The organism is Mycobacterium sp. (assembly GCF_965230835.1).
Lineage (GTDB): Bacteria > Actinomycetota > Actinomycetes > Mycobacteriales > Mycobacteriaceae > Mycobacterium.
The window spans coordinates 2,474,995-2,496,018 of the sequence record NZ_CBDDLW010000002.1; the positions used below are offsets into that span (position 1 = coordinate 2,474,995).

At 63.7% G+C, this 21,024-nt stretch carries 12 protein-coding genes; 10 read left to right on the forward strand and 2 right to left on the reverse strand.

Annotated features, from left to right (window positions below; genetic code table 11):
* Positions 1-4: 4 nt before the first annotated feature.
* Positions 5-1,645, reverse strand: coding sequence for an N-acetylmuramoyl-L-alanine amidase (locus ACO07W_RS11760; RefSeq protein ID WP_421843368.1), 1,641 nt, complete (start codon positions 1,643-1,645; stop codon positions 5-7).
* 158 nt (positions 1,646-1,803) lie between these two features.
* The gene (locus ACO07W_RS11765) at positions 1,804-2,706 is read right to left on the reverse strand and encodes a hypothetical protein (RefSeq protein WP_421843370.1); all 903 of its coding nucleotides are present in this window, start codon (positions 2,704-2,706) and stop codon (positions 1,804-1,806) included.
* Between the two features lie 285 nt (positions 2,707-2,991).
* Between ACO07W_RS11765 and glf the strand changes: the two genes are divergently transcribed.
* The 10 genes from glf (at position 2,992) to pks13 (ending at position 21,012) form a co-directional block, all read left to right on the forward strand.
* The gene (gene glf, locus ACO07W_RS11770; RefSeq protein WP_421843372.1) at positions 2,992-4,236 is read left to right on the forward strand and encodes a UDP-galactopyranose mutase; all 1,245 of its coding nucleotides are present in this window, start codon (positions 2,992-2,994) and stop codon (positions 4,234-4,236) included.
* Positions 4,236-6,176, forward strand: coding sequence for a glycosyltransferase (locus ACO07W_RS11775; RefSeq protein ID WP_421843374.1), 1,941 nt, complete (start codon positions 4,236-4,238; stop codon positions 6,174-6,176). The genes glf and ACO07W_RS11775 overlap by 1 nt, the downstream gene beginning before the upstream one ends.
* Positions 6,169-6,777: a phosphatase PAP2 family protein gene (locus tag ACO07W_RS11780; protein ID WP_421843376.1), complete on the forward strand. Its 609-nt coding sequence runs from the start codon at positions 6,169-6,171 to the stop codon at positions 6,775-6,777. Before ACO07W_RS11775 ends, ACO07W_RS11780 begins: the two co-directional genes overlap by 8 nt.
* Positions 6,774-7,688: a decaprenyl-phosphate phosphoribosyltransferase gene (locus tag ACO07W_RS11785; protein ID WP_421843378.1), complete on the forward strand. Its 915-nt coding sequence runs from the start codon at positions 6,774-6,776 to the stop codon at positions 7,686-7,688. Before ACO07W_RS11780 ends, ACO07W_RS11785 begins: the two co-directional genes overlap by 4 nt.
* A complete protein-coding gene (gene aftB / locus ACO07W_RS11790) occupies positions 7,663-9,666 on the forward strand; it encodes a terminal beta-(1->2)-arabinofuranosyltransferase (RefSeq protein WP_421843379.1) in 2,004 nt (667 codons plus the stop codon). The genes ACO07W_RS11785 and aftB overlap by 26 nt, the downstream gene beginning before the upstream one ends.
* A 372-nt stretch (positions 9,667-10,038) precedes the next feature.
* Positions 10,039-11,061, forward strand: coding sequence for a diacylglycerol acyltransferase/mycolyltransferase Ag85A (gene ag85A / locus ACO07W_RS11795; RefSeq protein WP_421843380.1), 1,023 nt, complete (start codon positions 10,039-10,041; stop codon positions 11,059-11,061).
* A gap of 199 nt (positions 11,062-11,260) precedes the next feature.
* A complete protein-coding gene (locus ACO07W_RS11800; protein WP_421843381.1) occupies positions 11,261-12,175 on the forward strand; it encodes an esterase family protein in 915 nt (304 codons plus the stop codon).
* 232 nt (positions 12,176-12,407) lie between these two features.
* Positions 12,408-13,418 carry a cutinase family protein gene (locus ACO07W_RS11805; protein ID WP_421843382.1) on the forward strand — a complete coding sequence of 337 codons (1,011 nt, stop codon included), beginning with the start codon at positions 12,408-12,410 and terminating at the stop codon, positions 13,416-13,418.
* Between the two features lie 321 nt (positions 13,419-13,739).
* Complete coding sequence (fadD32, locus tag ACO07W_RS11810; protein ID WP_421843384.1) at positions 13,740-15,632, forward strand: long-chain-fatty-acid--AMP ligase FadD32; 1,893 nt, start codon at positions 13,740-13,742, stop codon at positions 15,630-15,632.
* 118 nt (positions 15,633-15,750) lie between these two features.
* Complete coding sequence (pks13, locus tag ACO07W_RS11815) at positions 15,751-21,012, forward strand: polyketide synthase Pks13 (RefSeq protein WP_421845949.1); 5,262 nt, start codon at positions 15,751-15,753, stop codon at positions 21,010-21,012.
* The last annotated feature ends 12 nt before the right edge of the window (positions 21,013-21,024 follow it).

Sequence of the window (21,024 nt, forward strand, 5' to 3'; positions counted from 1 at the left end):
CGGTCTAGGCGGGGTGTCTGGGCAGCGAGAAGTGTTCAGGAGGCACTGTCGGGCCTCGCGGTGTATGTGTGGGCAGCGGCACGGTGATTCCGTTGACAACCCTGGTGATGTTGGCCGTGAGCCGTTCGAAGTTCAGCGTCCCATGCTGAAAGTTCTGCGTGATCCGCAGCGGCTCTTGGATCTCGGCGCTGGTCGGTAGACCCAGCGGACCGTGCTCGTAGCTTTGCGAGGCCCAGGCTTCGTAGATCGCACCCGTGACAGGATTGGCCCCGGTCTCGGGTGACCAGTACATCGCGCCCTTTGCGAAAGTCGCGTACCGGGCTGCGCCCTGCGCCTCTTGCTCTGGTGATGTTGGTGCGCCGAGAATGCTGTTCATGCCGCCCATTGCCTGCCATCGCTGGTAGATTGCACCGCCTTGGAGCGCCTTGATCAACTCCTCGGGCGGGTCGTTGAAATGCGATGCGATGTCCCGGATCTCGTCCATCAGGGCGTAGGCATTGTTGCCCGGGCAGTCGGTGTTCCCAACGTCGCGGTGGGTGAAGATGGTGGGCAGCTTCGCGATAGCACCATCGGGAAAGGTGGTGTAGGAGCTACCCGTTGACTCTAGTTCGACCGAGCCTTTCGGGTCGACGTCGTTCATGCCCAGCCGCCAGCCGAGCAGTCGCCCGACGGTACGGATCTGGATAGGGGTCGGCGCCACGTCGTCGAAGTTTCCGATCATTGCGACCCCCCAGGTGTCGCGGTTGAACCCGCCGGTGTGGAAGCCTTCGACCGGGTTAGTGGGACCACCGGCACTGCCTTCGAACACTTGGCCGTACTTGTCGACCAGTGCGTTGTACGCGATGTCGCACCAGCCCAGTGTTTTGCTGTGGTAGGTGTATATGGCTTTGACGATCCCGGCCGACTCCAGCGGTGAATAGTCATTGCTGCCAGCCGTGTGATGGATCACCGCCGCCCGAACCCCGTTGTCGTACTCCGGCATACCGCAGCGCAGCGACTCGTCGGCACCCCACTCCGCACGACTGATGATCTTGGGCGGTTGGCCTGGCATCATGACCCCGGTCGGCGGGGTCCAATGCGTTCCGGCTGGTGCCTGCGGCGGTGAAATGAGGATCGCGGATATGTTCTGGCCCAGCGGCTGTTCATGGGATGCCGGCCGGTATCCGAGGCTGCCCGGCTCGGACGCGTTGCTTGGTGAGTCGGCTGGCATTTGGGTTACCGGCGCGTCGATTGGGCGGGTGACCGCGATTTGCACGGTGGTGGTGGCGCCCACGAACACGGGATTGGTGCTGCGGGTGTCTTCGGCGCTCGCCGGATCGGGCGCTTCGGTTTCGTAGTCGGCTTGGTACCACGACCCCCACGAACCGTCCGAGTGTTTGGCGCGGATACGCGCGGACGTGCCGGTCAGATCGCCGGTGAGGACCACCAACGAGAATTCGGTTTCCTGGCTGATTTCGCGTACCGTCACACCGCCGCCCAGGCCGACCAGCGGCTTTTCGGCGAATTGGGTGTCGTGAGCCTGCGTTGGGTCAGCTGTGTCGCCCGACGGGTTGTCGGGCGGACGGTTCATCATCCACGCGACCAGGACGAGTGTTGCTGCGATTGCGGTGAGCAGCATGGTCGGCGCGCGGCTACGAGACGGCACCAGCCAATGTTACTTGTGTTTCTAGTGTTGCTGATGGGGCGACACGGTCTATTCGGGCGGAACCTGTCGACGACACCGCAGAGGATGGGTGGCTGGTTGGGCTTTGCCAAGGCCCGGGTATCCAGTGTGACTCTGCGGTGTCGTCAGGTGGCAGGCTTCTAGGTCAACGGTGCCGCCACTGGTGGCGCCGCGGCGGGAACAGCCGGTGCGGGAACCGCCGGCGCGGCGGCGCCAGCCGGCGCTGCGCCGCCGCCATTCTGGACGGCCTGCATGATCGATGGCATCAATACGCCCTTGATCAGGTCGATGGCCTGGCCGGCGCCTAGCTGGTTGGCCGCGTCCATCACGTCTTGGACGATGCCACCGCTGCCGCCGGTGCCCGACGCGGTCGCGCCGGTTCCGCCCAGGCTCGGGTCACCCAGGATCGGATAGGTGCCGTCGAGCCCGGGGTCCATTCCGACCGGCGTGGTGATTGGCACTTCGTTGGCGCCCATGCCGGGTGACGTGAGTGTGGGATCCAAGCCAGCCGGGCTGGTCAGGCCCGGTGTCACACCGGCCGGACTGGTTAGCGCGGGGTCGGTGAGGCCGGTACCTGCAGTCGGCGCTGCTCCGGGTGTGGCAGGGGTTAGGCCGGGATCTGTGAGGCCGGGATCTGTGAGGCCGGGATCCGTGAGGCCGGGGCTGGTTAGGCCGGGAGTCGCGAGGTCGGGGCTGGTTAGGCCGGGAGTCGCGAGGTCGGGGCTGGTCAGGCCCGGACTCGTCAACCCAGGGCTCATCAGGTCCGGATTGGTCAGGCCGGTGTCGGCGCCACCGGTCCCAGTCAGGCTCGGAACGGGTGGCAGGTTGATCCCGAACTGTGAAAGCCCTTGCGACAGTGCTGACATCAGCTCGCCGGGCAGGTCGCCGAGCAGTGCTGCTTGAACGAATTCGTGGTGCTCTGGCTGCGGTTCGGTGCCTGCGGTCGACTCGTAGACAAGGAAGTACGCACATGGACTCGCGACTGCCAGGGCGGCGACCGCGCTCATGGCTGTCGAGAGCTTGCGTCGGCGTCGGTTCGGCACTGAAGTCTCCTCAATCTGGACTACTTACTGGACTGCGCATCGTGTCGGTCTTGCGTGCCCCCGGGAATCTCGGGTGCACCCCAGAAGCCCCACACGGTTGATGGTACGAGTGAGGTTGTTGTGACTAGAGTGGTTATATCGAATCGTGAGGCAATCGCGACCTTGTGTGTGCCTTGAGATGCGATCTCCCCAGGTCGCTGATAAGTCATCGTTACCGGCCCGATGTCTACCCAGCGAGTCATCAAATCGGGCTTTGGCAGCCGGGTCAGATACCCTAGGCAACCGATGACCGCTCGTTTTGACCTCTTCGTCGTCGGTTCCGGTTTCTTCGGCCTGACGATTGCCGAGCGCGTGGCTACCCAGCTCAACAAACGGGTGCTCGTCCTCGAGCGCCGCCCGCATATCGGTGGCAACGCGTACTCCGAACCCGAGCCGCGCACCGGCATCGAAGTCCACAAGTACGGCGCGCACCTGTTCCATACCTCCAACAAGAAGGTCTGGGACTACGTTCGGCAATTCACCGACTTCACCGACTATCGTCACCGCGTATTCGCGATGCACAACGGGCAGGCGTACCAGTTTCCGATGGGGTTGGGCCTGGTTTCGCAGTTCTTCGGCAAGTACTTCACTCCCGGGGAAGCTCGCAAGCTGATTGCTGAACAGGCGGCCGAGATCGACACCGCCGACGCGCAGAATCTCGAGGAAAAGGCCATCTCGCTGATTGGCCGTCCGCTCTACGAAGCGTTCGTCAAGGGTTATACCGCCAAGCAGTGGCAAACCGACCCCAAGGAACTGCCGGCCAGCAATATCACTCGGTTGCCAGTGCGTTACACCTTCGACAACCGATACTTCAGCGACACCTATGAGGGCCTGCCCGTCGACGGCTACACGGCATGGCTGACGAACATGGCCGCCGACGACCGCATTGAGGTAAGGCTGAGCACCGACTGGTTTGACGTGCGGGATGTATTGCGGGCCAGCAGCCCGCAGGCTCCGGTTGTCTACACCGGCCCGCTCGATCGGTATTTCGACTATGCCGATGGCCGGCTCGGTTGGCGTACTTTAGATTTCGAGCTTGAGGTTTTGCCGATCGGGGATTTTCAGGGCACCGCAGTGATGAACTACAACGACCTCGACGTGCCCTACACCCGCATCCACGAGTTCCGCCACTTCCACCTAGAGCGCGATTACCCGGCTGACCAGACGGTGATCATGCGCGAGTACTCCCGGTTCGCCGACCACGGCGATGAGCCCTACTATCCGATCAACACCGAGGCCGACCGCGCCCTGTTGGCCGCCTACCGGACCAGGGCGAAGTCCGAGACCGCGTCATCGCAAGTACTGTTCGGCGGGCGCTTGGGCACCTACCAGTATCTGGATATGCATATGGCCATTGCCAGCGCTTTGAACATGTATGACAACGTCTTGATGCCGCACCTCAGTGACGGCGCGCCGCTTCTCGAAGAAGGTGCGCGTGCGTCGGCGCCGGCGACGAAGCAGACCGAAGCGATGAAGAGGAGCGGCGCCTAATGACTGCCGTAAGCCTGCTGTCCCGGATAATCTTGCCGCGCCCGGGTGAACCCCTTGACGTGCGCAAGTTGTATCTGGAGGAATCGCCCACAAATGCGCGGCGCGCGCACGCCGAAACCCGCACCTCGCTGCAGATCGGTGCGGAGTCCGGGGTCTCATTCGCCACGTATTTCAACGCATTTCCAGCCAGCTACTGGCGGCGCTGGACGACCTGCAAGTCGGTGGTATTGCACGTCGAGCTGACCGGATCCGGGCGCGTGGACGTCTACCGAACGAAGGCCACCGGTGCACGTATCTTCGTTGAGGGCCGCGCATTCGCCAGCGAAGCGGACCAGTCTGCGGTCGTCGAAGTCGAGGTGGGGCTGCAGCCCTTCGAGGACGGTGGTTGGATTTGGTTCGACATCACCACCGACACTGCAGTCACGCTGCACAGTGGCGGCTGGTATGCGGCCGATCCTGCTCCAGGAACGGCCAACATCGCCGTTGGCATCCCAACTTTCAACCGCCCCGCGGACTGCGTCAACGCTCTGGCCGAACTCACCGCGGACCCGCTGGTGGACCACGTTGTCGGGGCAGTGATCGTTACTGATCAGGGCGTGCGCAAGATGCGGGAGCACCCAGACTTTCCGGCTGCGGCCGCACGGTTGGGCGATCGGCTGTCCATCCACGATCAGCCCAACCTGGGCGGTTCCGGCGGCTACAGCCGAGTGATGTACGAGGCGCTGAAAAACACCGACTGCCAGCAGATTCTGTTCATGGACGACGACATCCGCATCGAGCCGGACTCAATTCTGCGGGTGCTGGCAATGCACCGCTTCGCCAAGGTGCCGATGCTCGTGGGCGGCCAGATGCTCAACCTGCAGGAACCGTCGCACCTGCACATCATGGGCGAGGTGGTCGATCGGTCGACGTTCATGTGGACGGCCGCGCCGCACGCCGAGTACGACCATGACTTTGCCGAATACCCGTTAAACGACGACAAGTCTCGCGGCAAGAACTCCGACAGCACTAAATCACGCAGCAAGCTGCTGCACCGGCGTATCGACGTCGACTACAACGGTTGGTGGACATGCATGATCCCGCGGCAGGTTGCCGAAGAGCTGGGACAGCCACTACCGCTATTCATCAAGTGGGACGACGCCGACTACGGGCTGCGGGCTGCCGGGCACGGTTATCCAACCGTCACGCTGCCCGGCGCCGCGATCTGGCACATGGCCTGGAGCGACAAAGACGACGCCATCGACTGGCAGGCCTATTTCCATTTGCGTAACCGCTTGGTGGTGGCCGCGATGCACTGGGACGGCGACGTCACCGGCCTGGTCCGCAGCCACCTCAAGGCAACTCTGAAACACCTTGCCTGTTTAGAGTATTCAACTGTCGCCATCCAGAACAAAGCCATCGACGACTTCCTCGCCGGTCCCGAGCACATTTTCTCCATCCTGGAATCGGCGCTGCCGGAAGTACACCGCATGCGCAAGGACTACCCGGACGCGGTGGTGCTGCCGGCCGCAAGCGAGCTGCCGCCGCCGTTGCACAAAAACAAGGTGATGAAGCCGCCGGTGAACCCACTGATCATCGGCTATCGGCTGGTTCGCGGGATCCTGCACAATCTCACCCGAGCCGACCCGAGCCACCACCGCCGCCCGGAGTTCAACGTGCCGACGCAGGACGCGCGCTGGTTCCTTTTGTCTACTGTCGACGGCGCGACCGTCACGACGGCCGACGGGTGCGGTGTGGTTTACCGTCAGCGCGATCGGGCCAAGATGATGTCGCTACTGTGGCAGTCGATACGTCGACAGCGCCAGCTTGCGAAACGGTTCGATGAGATGCGCAGGACATACCGTGACGCGTTACCAGTGTTGTCCAGCAAACAGAAGTGGGAGACGGCGCTGCTGCCAGCCGCAGTGTCGGTGACAAACCAAGAGTCTGAGCATGCCTGAACTGGAGTCACCGCGTGGCGAGGTTGCTGCCATGGCGGCCGTTCAGTTTGCGCTTGCTGATCGCCCGGGTGCGCTGACCACGGCGCGCGGACTTTCTCATTTCGGTGAGCACAGCCTGGGTTGGCTGGCGGTGTCGCTACTCGGTGCATTGCTTGTGCCGGGCCGGCGCCGTGATTGGGTGGCGGTGGGTGCCGGTGCGTTTGCAGCCCATGCGGCCGCGGTCTTGATCAAGCGGGTGGTGCGACGCCGGCGACCGCACCACCCGGCCATCGCGGTAAACGTGGGGACACCCAGCCAGCTGAGTTTCCCGTCTGCGCATGCCACCTCGACGACTGCGGCGGCGATCCTGATGGGCAGGGCAACTGGCCTACCCGCAGCAATGTGCGCCGCGGTGTTGGTCTCGCCGATGGCGTTGTCGCGAGTCCTGCTGGGTGTGCACTACCCCAGCGACGTTGCTGCCGGTGTTGCTATTGGTGCGGCCATCGCGGCGGGTTTGCGTTCAGCGATCTTTTCCGGCAGCCGGATCGTCGGCCGCGCTGCGGGCGTTGCCGTGAGTGCGCGCGCCACGCCCGTCCCGAACACCGGAGGTGCCGCCGGATGAGCGAAGACCTGGTCCCTGTCACCGGAGCTCCGGCTAATCTCGTCGCCGGGGTAATCAAGGCAATCCGCCCGCGCCAGTGGGTGAAAAACGTGTTGGTGTTGGCTGCGCCGCTGGCCGCGGCGGGCCGCGGAATCCAGTACAACTACGTTGACTTGCTCGGCAACGTGGGCGTGGCGTTCGTGGTGTTCAGCCTGGCGGCCTCGTCGGTCTATTTGATCAACGACATCCGTGACGTCGACGCCGACCGCGAGCACCCGACCAAACGGTACCGGCCGATTGCGGCCGGTGTGGTGCCCGAGTGGTTGGCGTACTGCCTGGCAGCTGTGCTGGGTGCGAGCTCGCTGGCGGTCTCCTGGCTGCTCACTCCGAACCTGGCCGTGGTGATGGCCGTCTACTTGGCCATTCAGCTGGGGTATTGCTATGGGCTCAAGCATCAACCGGTGATGGATATCTGCATAGTGTCGTCGGCCTATCTGCTGCGAGCCATCGCTGGTGGCGCGGCGACCGACACGCCGCTGTCGCAATGGTTCTTGTTGTCGGCGGCGTTCGCGTCGCTGTTCATGGTGGCCGGCAAGCGGTATGCCGAGTTGCAACTCGCCGAGCGCACCGGAGCCAAGATCCGCAAGTCGCTGGAGAGCTATACGAGCACCTATCTGCGTTTCGTCTGGACGTTGTCGGCCACTGCGGTGGTGGTCTGTTACGGGCTCTGGGCGTTTGAGCGTGATCAGCACTCGGGGTCCTGGTTTGCCGTGTCGATGGTGCCGTTCACCATCGCCATCTTGCGCTATGCCGTTGACGTCGACGGTGGGCTGGCGGGGGAGCCAGAGGACATCGCGCTGCGGGACCGGGTACTGCAGCTGCTGGCGCTGGCGTGGATCGGAACGGTTGGTGCCGCCGTTGCTTTCGGCTAGTCCCGGCCTCAAGGTCCGCGACGGCGACGTGCTGCCCCGCCGACCAATGGTCCGGGCGCGGAGTTGGCCGGCCTTTCCTTACCCCCCCATGGTCCGAATAAGCCTGTGGATCAGCGTGTCAGTGATCGCGGTGCTTTACGGCTGGGGGAGTTGGCGACGTCGCTGGATCGCCGACGATGGGCTGATTGTGCTGCGCACGGTGCGCAATCTGCTTGCCGGCAACGGGCCGGTGTTCAATCACGGCGAGCGAGTGGAGGCCAACACCTCGACCGCGTGGACCTACCTGTTAGATGCGGGCGGCTGGGTGGGCGGCCCGCTGCGACTGGAGTACGTGGCGCTGACCCTGGCGTTGGCATTTTCGGTGCTGGGTGTGGTGCTGCTCATGTTGGGGACCGGCCGGTTGTACGCGCCTAGCCTGCGGGGCCGTCGCGCGGTCATGCTGCCGGCGGGGGCGTTGGTCTACATTGCGGTGCCGCCGGCGCGCGACTTCGCTACGTCCGGCCTGGAATGCGGGCTGGTACTGGCTTATCTGGGACTGTTGTGGTGGATGATGGTCTGCTGGTCGCAGCCGCTGCGGGTGCGTCCGGAGGGCCGGGTGTTCACCGGCGCGCTGGCCTTTCTCGCCGGATGCAGCGTGCTGGTCCGACCCGAGCTGGCGCTGATCGGCGGAGCGGCGCTGATCATGATGTTGATCGTGGCCCGGACCTGGCAGAACCGGTTGCTGATTGTCGTGGCGGGCGGTTTGCTGCCGGTCGCTTACCAGATCTTCCGGATGGGCTACTACGGATTGCTGGTACCGGGAACTGCTTTAGCTAAAGATGCCGCCGGCGACAAGTGGTCGCAGGGCACGATCTATCTTGCGAATTTCAACCAGCCTTACCTGCTCTGGGTGCCGGCAATGCTGTTAGTGCCGCTGGGATTTCTGTTGATGGCCACCCGGCGGCAGCGGTCCTTCCTACGTCCGGTGGTGGCGCCCAACTACGGTCGGGTGGCCCGTGCGGTGCAAAGCCCGCCGGCAGTGGTGGCCTTTATGGTTGGCAGCGGCTTGCTGCAGGCGCTGTACTGGATTCGTCAAGGCGGCGACTTCATGCACGGCCGGGTGCTACTCGCGCCCATGTTTTGTCTACTTGCTCCGGTAGCGGTGATCCCGGTGGCGCTGCCGGACGGAAAGGAGTTTGCTCGTGAGACTGGCTACTGGGTGGCCGGTGTTGCTAGCTTGCTCTGGTTGGGGGTTGCGGGCTGGTCGCTCTGGGCGGCGAATTCGCCTGGAATGGGTGATGACGCCACCCGGGTCACCTACTCGGGAATCGTTGACGAGCGGCGCTTTTACGCGCAGGCTACCGGGCGAGCGCATCCGCTGACTGCTGCCGACTACCTGGGTTATCCGAGGATGGCAGCGGTTCTGGCGGCACTCAATGAAACACCGGACGGGGCGTTGTTGTTGCCATCGGGCAACTACACCCAGTGGGACGTCGTACCGATGGATCATCCTGTAGCGGCGGCGAGCGCGTCGAGGGGCCGTCGGGCGGTCGAAAAGCCGGAGCACACCGTGTTCTTCACCAACCTCGGAATGCTCGGTATGAACGTCGGTCTGAATGTGCGGGTGATCGATCAAATCGGGTTGGCGAATCCGCTGGCTGCGCACACCGAACGGTTGAAGCACGGGCGCATCGGCCATGACAAGAACCTTTTCCCGGACTGGGTGGTTGCTGACGGACCGTGGGTGAAGAGCTATCCCGGCGTTCCGGGCTACCTCGACCAAGAATGGGTCGCGCAGGCGGAGGCGGCACTGCAGTGCCCTGCCACACAGGCGGTGCTCAACTCGGTGCGTACCCCCATGAGTGTGCATCGGTTCATCTCCAACCTGCGACATGCATACGCATTCACGCAGTACCGGATTAACCGTGTTCCGCGCTATGAGCTGGTCAGATGTGGGCTCGATGTGCCCGATGGTGACGGGCCCGCACCAGCCCCGTGAGGGCGCGCCGGCCACCGCCGACCGACCTCGACTCTCCGACTGGCTCCGGGCGGCTGTGGCCGGCTTTGGATCGATGAATCCGACCGTCGGTGATCGCGGCGGCCGATATTGACAGCCAAATCACACTCGACCCATTCGCGGTTGGCCGCCCAACGCCGCGCACATGCGGAAATGCGATTTCCGGCCACTGTTATGAAACCGAGATCGGGGTGAGCGGCCTCCGGATCTTGAGCGCAGGAACCTGCACGAAGCAGGCGGATGCTCTAAGTTGTGGTTGACTACATAGGCACTGCTGCGTGTTACGCATGCAGTCTGACCTAGTTCAGGATTCGCCCACTCAAACGACGCGCCTACACGATGAGGAAATAATCTATGAATCTTGTTGACAGGCTTCGTGGCACCGTGACCGGTATGCCGCGCCGACTCGCAATCGGAGCTGTGGGGGCGGCCCTGCTTCCGGGTCTGATCGGCGCCGTTGGGGGATCGGCGACCGCCGGGGCGTTTTCCCGGCCAGGTTTGCCGGTGGAGTACCTTCAGGTGCCCTCGGCCGCGATGGGCCGCGATATCAAGATCCAGTTCCAAAGCGGCGGGGACGGCTCACCCGCGGTTTACCTGCTTGATGGCCTGCGCGCTCAGGACGACTTCAACGGCTGGGACATCAATACCCCGGCCTTCGAGTGGTACTACCAGTCGGGTCTGTCGGTCATCATGCCTGTCGGTGGGCAGTCCAGCTTCTACACCGACTGGTATCGGCCCGCGTGTGGGAACGCTGGTTGCCAAACCTACAAATGGGAGACCTTCCTAACCAGCGAGCTTCCGCAGTGGCTGTCGAGCAACAAGAGCGTCAAGCCCGCCGGAAGCGCTGCGGTGGGTCTGTCTATGGCGGGGTCGTCGGCGCTGTCCTTGGCGCTCAACCATCCAGACCAGTTCACCTATGCCGGTGCAATGTCCGGTCTGCTTGACCCGTCTCAGGCGATGGGTCCTCCGCTGATCGGCCTGGCGATGGGTGACGCCGGCGGCTACAAGGCTGCGGACATGTGGGGCCCGCGGGACGACCCGGCGTGGAAGCGCAACGACCCGTTGCTGAACGTCGGGAAACTGATCGCCAACAACACCCGCGTCTGGGTCTACTGTGGTAACGGCAAGCCGTCGGACTTGGGCGGTAACAACCTGCCCGCCAAGTTCCTTGAAGGTTTCGTGCGGACCAGCAACATCAAGTTCCAGGACGCCTACATCGCCGGCGGCGGACACAACGCCGTGTTCAATTTCCCGGAATATGGCACCCACAGCTGGGAGTACTGGGGCGCTGAGCTCAACGCGATGAAGCCCGACCTGCAGCGCACACTGGGAGCGACCCCGAACACGGACACCAGCACCGACATCGAGGGCACCTAAAGCGCGAACGACGCCCCTTGGCGTCATCTACAACCACGTCTAACGGCGGCGACCCGAAGGGGTCGCCGCCGTTAGACATTTTCCTTTATCCGATCGGACGGTCTGTGGTTAGCTACGTGCGGGCCGGGGTTTGCCGCATGGGCGCAACGCGCGCTCGACGCTGGATCTGGAGGCGACGGATGGACAGTGGAGGTTGGACATGAGGCGCTTACCGGATTTGTCGGTCCTACTGCGAGTGCTCTGCGTTGCGGTACTGGCGCTCGGGCTGGGGGGTGTGACGGCATCGGCAGGATTCGTTGGCAAGGCCAAAGCGGCTGGCTACGAGACTTTGATGGTGCCTTCGGCGGCGATGGGTCGGGATATTCCGGTGGCATTCATGGCGGGCGGGCCGCACGCGGTATACCTTCTGGATCCCTTCAACGCCGCTCCGGATGTCGCCAACTGGGTGACTGCGGGCAACGCGATGAACACGCTGGCTGGCAAGGGGATCTCAGTGGTGGCGCCAGCTGGTGGCGCGTACAGCATGTACACCAACTGGGAGCAGGATGGGAGCAAGCAGTGGGAGACCTTCCTATCGGCCGAACTGCCTGATTGGTTGGCCGCGAACAAGGGCCTGGCCCCGGGTGGTCATGGCGCGGTGGGTGCATCTCAAGGCGGCTATGGCGCGATGGCGCTGGCGGCATTTCACCCCGACCGCTTCGGCTTTGCCGGTTCCTTGTCGGGGTTTCTGTACCCATCGAACACCACGACAAACGGCGCGATTCTCGCGGGCTTGCAGCGGTTCGGCGGGGTGGACGGCAACGGAATGTGGGGAGCGCCACAGCTAGGCCGGTGGAAGTGGCATGACCCGTACGTGCACATCAATCTGTTGGCGCAGAACAACACCCGTGTATGGGTCTACAGCCCGACCAACGTGGGGGCCAGTGACCCTGCGGCCATGATCGACGCAGCTGGCCAGGCGATGGCCAACAGCAGGATGTTTTACCAGACCTACCGCTCGTCGGGCGGGCACAACGGCCACTTCGACTTCCCGAGCGGTGGGGACAACGGCTGGGGCGCATGGTCGCAGCAGCTGGGTGCAATGTCGGGTGACATTGTTGGCGCCATCGGCTAGCTAACCACGCTTCGAGCCCTTTCGCTCGCGTGCGCAGAACCTGGCGACGCCACGACAGCCAGCCGCACCGGGTTGCGAGCCGGTACCGTGATAGGGGTGCAGTAGGGGGCGGAGCAGTCGCACCGCGCGGTGCGGGTGATTTCGGGCTGCGAGGGCAGTGTGCGACATCGCGGCCGTCCGCATCTGCACCGGAGCCTATCGATGGACCCAACGACTGTGCTGGCAGGAGAACATGGCCAAGAACGCCCGGCGAAAGCGCCACCGGATCCTGGGCTGGATAGCAGCCGGAGCTATGGCGACGGTCGTCGCTCTGGTGATCGTGGCCGTGGTGATCATGCTGCGCCGCCCGGAATCCTCACCCACGGCCGTGCCGCCGGGCGTATTGCCGCCGGGCGCCACCGCAACTCATCCGAAAAAGCCTCGGCCTGCGTTCCAAGACGCCTCCTGTCCTGATGTGCAGCTGATAGCTGTGCCAGGAACCTGGGAATCCTCGCCTCAGGAAAACCCACTTGCCCCGGTGCAGTTCCCGAGGGCCTTGCTGCTCAAAGTGACGGGTCCGCTCAGCGAGGAGTTTCCCCCCTCTCGGGTGCAAAGCTACACAGTCCCTTACACCGCGCAGTTCCACAATCCGCTCAGTGCTGACAATCAGATGTCATATAACGACAGCCGGGCCGAAGGCACCCGCGTGATGATCCGGGCAATGACAGAGATGAACAACAAGTGCCCGTTGACCAGCTACGTGTTGATCGGTTTCTCGCAGGGCGCGGTAATAGCCGGCGACGTCGCCAGCGATATCGGCAATGGCCGCGGGCCTGTTGACGAGGATCTGGTTCTTGGCGTGACGCTCATCGCCGATGGCCGCCGCCAGCAGGGTGTTGGCAACGAAATCCCGCCCGACCCGCCAGGTGAGGGCGCCGAGATCACCTTGCATGAGGTGCCGGTGCTGTCGGGCCTGGGCTTAACGATGACCGGCGCGCGGCCGGGTGGTTTCGGCGCGCTGGACCGCCGAACCAATGAGATCTGCGCTCCAGGGGACTTGATCTGTGCTGCTCCGCAGGATGCCTTCAGTCCCGCGAACTTGCCAACCACGCTGAATACACTCGCTGGTGGCGCCGCCCAGCCGGTCCACGCGATGTATGCGACCCCGGAATTCTGGAACTCCAACGGCGAGACAGCGACCGAATGGACGTTGCGCTGGGCGCGGAATCTGATCGAGAACGCGCCGCATCCCAAACATGGGTGAGGTCGCTCGGGCGACTTGGGGGTTGTGAACCGGCCTGACGTCTTCAGCGAGGACGCCCTAGCTTGCGAGGGAGAACTGGGGTAGAAAGACACGGCCCTGAGCACAGTATTGTGTCCGCGAACAGCGGTACGTTGTGATTTGGTCTGCGGCGTGCAGCCCCTTAACATTAAGAGAAAAGTAAGAGCATATGTATGGCCCGATCGGGTCGAAACTGGCAACTGCCAGCGTCCGTGCAGGCGGACGCTGTTCGAATGCTGGTTCGCGCGCAGATTTGACCGTCGGCGGAGCCGACCAAGATGTTTGGTGACAGGAGAGGGCGGTATGGCCTACCACAACCCGTTCATCGTGAACGGAAAGATCAGGTTCCCGGATAACACCAACCTGGTTCGGCACGTCGAGCGGTGGGCGAAGGTTCGTGGTGACAAGCTGGCCTACCGGTTCCTGGATTTTTCCACCGAACGTGACGGTGTTGCACGCGACATCTTGTGGTCCGACTTCAGTGCCCGCAACCGCGCCGTGGGAGCCCGTTTACAGCAGGTAACCGAGTTGGGTGACCGCATCGCCATCCTGTGCCCGCAGAACCTGGACTACCTCATCTCTTTCTTCGGCGCGCTGTACTCCGGCCGGATCGCGGTGCCGTTGTTCGATCCGGCCGAGCCGGGGCACGTCGGGCGTTTGCACGCGGTTCTCGACGACTGTGCCCCGTCGACGATCCTGACTACCAGCGGCTCTGCTGAAGGTGTCCGCAAGTTCATCCGCGGGCGTTCGGCCAAGGAACGGCCACGTGTCATCGCGGTCGACGCGGTGCCCACCGAAGTGGCTTCCACCTGGCAGCCGCCCGGGGCCAGCGAGGAAACAACCGCCTACCTGCAGTACACCTCGGGTTCGACGCGCATTCCGACTGGCGTGCAGATCACCCACCTGAACCTGCCCACCAATGTGGTCCAGGTGCTGCATTCCCTGGAGGGCAGTGAAGGTGACCGAGGGGTCAGCTGGCTGCCGTTATTCCACGATATGGGCCTGATCACCGCGCTGTTGGCCCCTGTGTTGGGCCAAAGCTTCACCTTTATGACACCCGCCGCGTTTGTGCGCCGGCCCGGGCGCTGGATCCGCGAGCTCGCACGCAAGCCCGGCGAGGTCGGCGGTACCTTCTCGGCCGCGCCGAACTTCGCATTCGAACACGCCGCGGTGCGTGGTCTACCGCGCGACGACGAACCGCCGCTGGACCTCAGCAACGTCAAGGGGATCTTGAACGGCAGCGAACCGGTGTCGCCAGCGTCGATGCGCAAGTTCTACGAAGCGTTCAAGCCTTACGGCTTGCGGGAGACGGCCATCAAACCGTCCTACGGGCTTGCCGAAGCAACGCTGTTTGTTTCGACGACGCCGAAGGACGAGCCGCCGACGGTCATCCACGTCGACCGCGACGAACTGAACAACCAACGCTTCGTCGAGGTCGCTGCGGACGCGCCGAATGCCGTTGCCCAGGTTTCCGCGGGCAAGGTCGGTGTCGACGAATGGGCAGTCATTGTGGATCCCGAATCGGCCAGCGAGCTGCCCGACGGGCAGATCGGTGAGATCTGGTTGCACGGCAACAACCTGGGGATCGGCTACTGGAACAAGGAAGAAGAGACCACAAAGACGTTCAAGAACATCCTCAAGTCGCGTATCAGCGAGTCACGTGCCGAGCGTGCCCCTGACGATGGGCTGTGGGTTCGGACCGGCGACTACGGCACGTATTTCAACGACCACCTCTATATTGCCGGCCGGATAAAGGACCTTGTCATCATCGACGGTCGAAATCACTACCCGCAGGATCTCGAATACTCAGCGCAGGAATCCAGCAAGGCACTGCGGATCGGCTACGTGGCTGCTTTCTCCGTGCCGGCCAACCAGCTGCCGAAGGCGGTGTTCGACGACCCGCACGCCGGTCTGAAATTCGACCCGGAGGACACTTCCGAGCAGTTGGTGATCGTAGGAGAGCGTGCACCTGGCGCGCACAAACTCGATTACCAGCCCATCGCCGACGACATCCGGGGAGCCATTGCGGTAAGACACGGCGCGACCGTCCGGGACGTGCTGCTTGTGCAGGCCGGAACGATTCCTCGAACCTCTAGCGGCAAGATCGGGCGGCGGGCGTGCCGCACGGCGTACCTCGACGGCAGCCTCCGCAGCGGCGTCGGTTCTCCGACGATCTTCGCTGAAGAGTCGGACTGAGCCGGCGATCATGGCTGACACCGACCAGGAAAACGGCGCTTCCCAGGACTGGCAATCAAGTCGGGACTACCCGAGTGTTGACGAGGCGCACGCCGGAGAACCGCTCCCGAAGACCGACATGACGGTCCCCGAAATGCGGGAGTGGATGCGCAACTGGGTGGCCAGGGCCGTCGGCAAATCGCCGGACTTGATCGACGAGTCGGTGCCTATGGTGGAGCTAGGTTTGGCGTCGCGGGATGCCGTGGCGATGGCCGCAGACATCGAAGACTTGACCGGTGTCACTTTATCGGTGGCTGTGGCGTTCCAGCATCCGACCATTGAATCTCTGGCAACACGGATTGTTGAGGGCGAACCGGAGTCCAACGCCGAATTCGACGACAGCGCCGACTGGACCCGCAATGGCCCGGCGCAGCGCGTCGATATTGCGATCGTGGGACTGTCTACCCGCTTTCCTGGCGATATGAACAGCCCTGAGGAGACTTGGCAGGCGCTGCTGGAAGGTCGTGACGCGATTACCGATCTGCCTGAGGGGCGCTGGTCGGAATTCCTTGAAGAGCCTCGGATCGCCGAGCGGGTTGCGCAGGCCCATACACGCGGCGGCTACTTGAAAGACATCAAGGGCTTCGATTCGGAGTTCTTCGCGGTGGCCAAGACCGAAGCCGACAACATCGACCCGCAGCAGCGGATGGCGCTGGAGCTGACCTGGGAGGCGCTAGAGCACGCCCGCATTCCCGCGTCGAGTCTGCGCGGCGAGTCGGTTGGTGTATATGTCGGTAGTTCAACCAACGATTACAGCTTCCTGGCCGTATCCGATCCGACCGTCGCCCACCCCTACGCGATCACCGGTACCGCCAGTTCGATCATCGCCAACCGGGTTTCGTACTTCTACGACTTCCGGGGCCCTTCGGTCACCATCGACACCGCGTGTTCGAGCTCGCTGGTCGCGGTGCATCAGGGTGTGCAGGCGCTGCGAAATGGGGAAGCCGATGTGGCGGTGGCCGGTGGTGTCAATGCCCTGATCACACCTATGGTGACGATCGGTTTTGACGAGGTTGGGGCGGTGCTGGCACCAGACGGCCGGATCAAGTCATTCTCATCCGACGCCGACGGCTACACCCGTTCCGAGGGCGGCGGCATGTTGGTGCTCAAACGGGTCGATGACGCTCGTCGAGACGGTGACCAAATTCTGGCGGTTATCGCTGGCAGCGCGGTCAACCATGACGGACGTTCGAACGGTCTGATCGCGCCCAGCCAGGACGCGCAAGTTGACGTGCTGCGTCGGGCCTACAAGGACGCCGGCATCGATCCGCGCACCGTGGACTATATCGAGGCGCACGGTACCGGCACCGTTCTCGGTGACCCGATCGAGGCCGAGGCTCTAGGCCGCGTTGTCGGCAGGGGGCGTGCCGCCGATCGGCCGGTGCTACTGGGTGCGGTAAAAACCAACGTCGGCCATCTAGAGTCGGCGGCCGGTGCGGCCAGCATGGCCAAAGTGGTGCTGGCCCTGCAGCACGACAGGCTGCCCGCGTCGATCAATTTCGCCGGGCCTAGCCCGTACATCGATTTTGACGCCATGCGTCTGAAGGTGATCGATACAGCGTCCGACTGGCCCCGCTACGGCGGGTACGCGCTGGCTGGAGTTTCGAGTTTCGGCTTCGGCGGTGCCAACGCGCACTTGGTGGTGCGCGAGGTGTTGCCGCGCGACGTGGTCGAACGTGAACCCGAACCCGAACCCGAACCTGCCGAGTCCGCCGCAGCCGAAGACGGCGAGCGGCGGATCGACGAGTACGGCGCATTCGGAGGTGAGGTCACCGGCTTGTCGGACGACGAGCCAGAGCCCGAGTTGCCAGGCCTGACGGACGAGGCGCTGCGGCTCAAGGAAGTCGCTCTTGGTGAGCTCGCGGCCCAAGAAGCGGCGGAGGATCTTGCCAAACCAGTGGTCCCTTTGGCGGTTTCGGCGTTTTTGACGTCCCGTAAGAAGGCGGCCGCAGCCGAGCTGGCCGACTGGATAGACGGCCCTGACGGGCGGGCCGCGTCGCTAGAGGCGATTGGGCGGTCACTATCGCGACGCAACCATGGCCGTTCTCGGGCTGTGGTGCTGGCTCACGACCACGACGAAGCCGTCAAGGGCCTCCGTGCCGTCGCCGAGGGCAAGCAGCGACCGAATGTGTTCAGCGCCGACGGTCCAGTGACGGCCGGACCGGTATGGGTCCTGGCTGGGTTCGGCGCTCAACACCGCAAGATGGGTAAGAGCCTGTACCTGCGCGATGACGTCTTCAGCGAGTGGATCGAGAAGGTCGACGCGCTGGTGCAGGATGAGCTGGGCTACTCGGTGCTTGAGCTGATCCTGGATGATTCTCAGGACTACGGCATCGAGACCACCCAGGTGACGATCTTTGCGATCCAGATAGCGCTGGGTGAGCTGCTCAAGCACCACGGCGCCAAACCCGCCGCGGTGGTCGGGCAGTCGCTCGGTGAAGCGGCTTCGGCCTACTTCGCCGGTGGCTTGTCGCTGCGCGATGCCACCCGCGCGATCTGCTCGCGCTCGCATTTGATGGGTGAAGGCGAGGCGATGCTATTCGGCGAGTACATCCGGCTGATGGCGCTGGTGGAATACTCCGCTGACGAAATCAAGACCGTGTTCTCCGATTTCCCTGACCTCGAGGTGTGTGTCTACGCCGCTCCCACCCAAACCGTCATCGGTGGTCCGCCCGAGCAGGTGGACGCGATCATCGCTCGCGCGGAGTCCGAAGGCAAGTTCGCCCGCAAGTTCCAGACGAAGGGAGCCAGCCACACCTCGCAGATGGATCCTCTGCTGGGCGAGTTGACTGCGGAATTGCAGGGTATCGTGCCGATGAGCCCGACGGCCGGAATCTTCTCAACGGTGCATGAGGGCAGCTACGTCAAGCCCGGCAGTGCGCCCATCCATGATGTCGACTACTGGAAGAAGGGCTTGCGCCACAGCGTCTACTTCACCCACGGGATCCGCAACGCCGTGGACAGCGGACACACCACCTTCCTGGAGTTGGCACCTAACCCAGTGGCGCTGATGCAGGTGGGGCTAACGACGGCCTCGGCGGGGCTGCATGACGCGCAACTGGTTGCGACCCTGGCCCGTAAGGAAGACGAAGTCGAGTCGATGGTGAAGGCCATGGCACAGCTTTATGTGCATGGACATGACCTGGACATCCGCACGCTTTTCCCACGGCGCCCCGCCGGGCCGCCGGTGCCCGAGGACTACGCAAACATTCCCCCGACCCGTTTCAAGCGCAAAGATCATTGGCTTGATGCGCAATTCTCGGGTGACGGTTCGGTGATGATGCCGGGAACACATGTGGCGCTGCCGGATGGCCGCCACGTTTGGGAATACGCGCCTCGGGAGAACGCCGATCTGGGCGCATTGGTCAAAGCGGCAGCGGTGCAAGTGCTCCCAGATGCACAGCTGACAGCTGCCGAGCAACGTGCGGTGCCTGGAGAAGGGGCCCGGCTGGTGACGACCATGACTCGGCATCCCGGCGGCGCCGCGGTTCAGGTGCATGCACGAATCGACGAGTCTTTCACCCTGGTGTACGACGCTCTGGTCACTCGCGCCGGGCAGGATTCCGTCTTGCCGACCGCGGTTGGTGCCGGCACAGCAGTCGCGGCCGTTGCGGCGCCGACCGGTGTGAGCGTGGAGGTCGCGCCGCAAGCTCCTGCCGAGGAGCCAGTGGCCGATACGTTGTCGGACAGCCTGACCAATCGCTACCTTCCGAGTCATGTCGGTCGATGGTCGCCGGATTCCGGCGAGGCCATCAGCGAGCGGCTGGGCATGATCGTGGCATCGGCTATGGGCTACGAACCCGAGGACCTGCCATGGGAGGTCCCGCTGATCGAGCTTGGCCTGGACTCGCTCATGGCTGTCCGAATCAAGAATCGCGTCGAATATGACTTCGACCTACCGCCCATCCAGCTGCAGGCCGTGCGCGACGCCAACCTCTACAATGTCGAGAAGCTGATTGAGTACGCGATTGAACACCGCGACGAGGTAGAGCAGCTGCACGAATACCAGCAGACCCAGTCTGCTGAGGAGATTGCTAAGGCGCAGGCCGAGGTGCTCGCTGGTGGGCCGGCTACCACCCCTGAAACGTCTGATGGCTCGGCAGCGCCGCAGGCGTCGTCCGCGGTCTCTGATGTTCCGGTTCCGCCGCCGCCAACGGACCCGGCCGGTCCTGGTTCGCACGCGGGCGGTGTGCCCAGCGCTGACGGAGAGCAGCCGAGCCCGGGGGGTCCTCCCCACGCGCTAAGTCAGCAGGCGGTCGCCGAGGCGCTCAATTCTGACGTCCCGCCGCGGGATGCCGCCGAACGCGTCACTTTCGCTACCTGGGCGATCGTTACGGGCAAGTCGCCGGGCGGCATCTTCAACACACTGCCCGGTCTGGATCGCGACTCAGCTGCCAAACTGGCGCAGCGGCTTTCAGAGCGCGCCGAAGGGCCGATCAGTGCTGAAGATGTGCTGACCTCGCCCAACATCGAGGCCCTGGCCGAAAAGGTGCGCGGCTACTTGGAAGCTGGCCAGATCGACGGCTTCGTCCGCACCCTGCGGGCGCGACCCGATGGTCCCGCAGGTGAGGCAAAAGCCCCTGTGTTCGTGTTCCATCCGGCGGGCGGCTCGACGGTCGTCTACGAGCCGCTGCTTAACCGGCTGCCCGCGGATACTCCGATGTACGGTTTCGAGCGGGTCGAGGGTTCGATCGAAGAGCGGGCGGCGGCTTACGTGCCCAAGCTGGTAGAGATGCAGGGCGACGGGCCCTACATCCTGGTGGGCTGGTCGCTGGGCGGTGTGCTGGCTTATGCGTGTGCGATCGGCCTGAAGCAGCTTGGCAAGGACGTTCGCTTCGTGGGCTTGATCGATGCGGTGCGCGCGGGCGAGGAGATCCCCCAGACCAAGGAGGAAATCCGCAAGCGCTGGGACCGCTATGCCAAGTTCGCTGAGAAGACGTTCAACGTCACCGTTCCAGAGATCCCGTACGAACAGCTCGAAGAGCTCGACGACGAGGGCCAGGTTCGTTTTGTGCTAGACGCCGTCAGCGCCAGTGGCGTGCAAATACCCGCCGGGATCATCGAACACCAGCGAACGTCGTATCTGGACAATCGGGCGATCGACACCGCCGAGATTCGACCATATGACGGCCACGTCACCCTCTACATGGCCGATCGCTACCATGACGACGCGATCATGTTCGAGCCGCGATACGCCGTTCGCCAGCCGGATGGTGGCTGGGGCGAGTACGTTTCCGACCTTGAGGTCGTGCCGATCGGTGGCGAGCACATTCAGGCCATCGACGAGCCGATTATCGCCAAGGTTGGCGAACACATGAGCCGCGCGTTGGGCAAGATCTAGAAAGAACGTATC

What these genes read in the sequence shown, in the direction of transcription:
- ACO07W_RS11805 (WP_421843382.1), top strand. Translation starts at nt 12,408, where the DNA reads ATGGCCAAGAACGCCCGGCGAAAGCGCCACCGGATCCTGGGCTGGATA.
- glf (WP_421843372.1), top strand. Translation starts at nt 2,992, where the DNA reads ATGACCGCTCGTTTTGACCTCTTCGTCGTCGGTTCCGGTTTCTTCGGC.
- fadD32 (WP_421843384.1), top strand. Translation starts at nt 13,740, where the DNA reads ATGGCCTACCACAACCCGTTCATCGTGAACGGAAAGATCAGGTTCCCG.
- ACO07W_RS11775 (WP_421843374.1), top strand. Translation starts at nt 4,236, where the DNA reads ATGACTGCCGTAAGCCTGCTGTCCCGGATAATCTTGCCGCGCCCGGGT.
- ag85A (WP_421843380.1), top strand. Translation starts at nt 10,039, where the DNA reads ATGAATCTTGTTGACAGGCTTCGTGGCACCGTGACCGGTATGCCGCGC.
- pks13 (WP_421845949.1), top strand. Translation starts at nt 15,751, where the DNA reads ATGACGGTCCCCGAAATGCGGGAGTGGATGCGCAACTGGGTGGCCAGG.
- ACO07W_RS11800 (WP_421843381.1), top strand. Translation starts at nt 11,261, where the DNA reads ATGAGGCGCTTACCGGATTTGTCGGTCCTACTGCGAGTGCTCTGCGTT.
- ACO07W_RS11780 (WP_421843376.1), top strand. Translation starts at nt 6,169, where the DNA reads ATGCCTGAACTGGAGTCACCGCGTGGCGAGGTTGCTGCCATGGCGGCC.
- ACO07W_RS11785 (WP_421843378.1), top strand. Translation starts at nt 6,774, where the DNA reads ATGAGCGAAGACCTGGTCCCTGTCACCGGAGCTCCGGCTAATCTCGTC.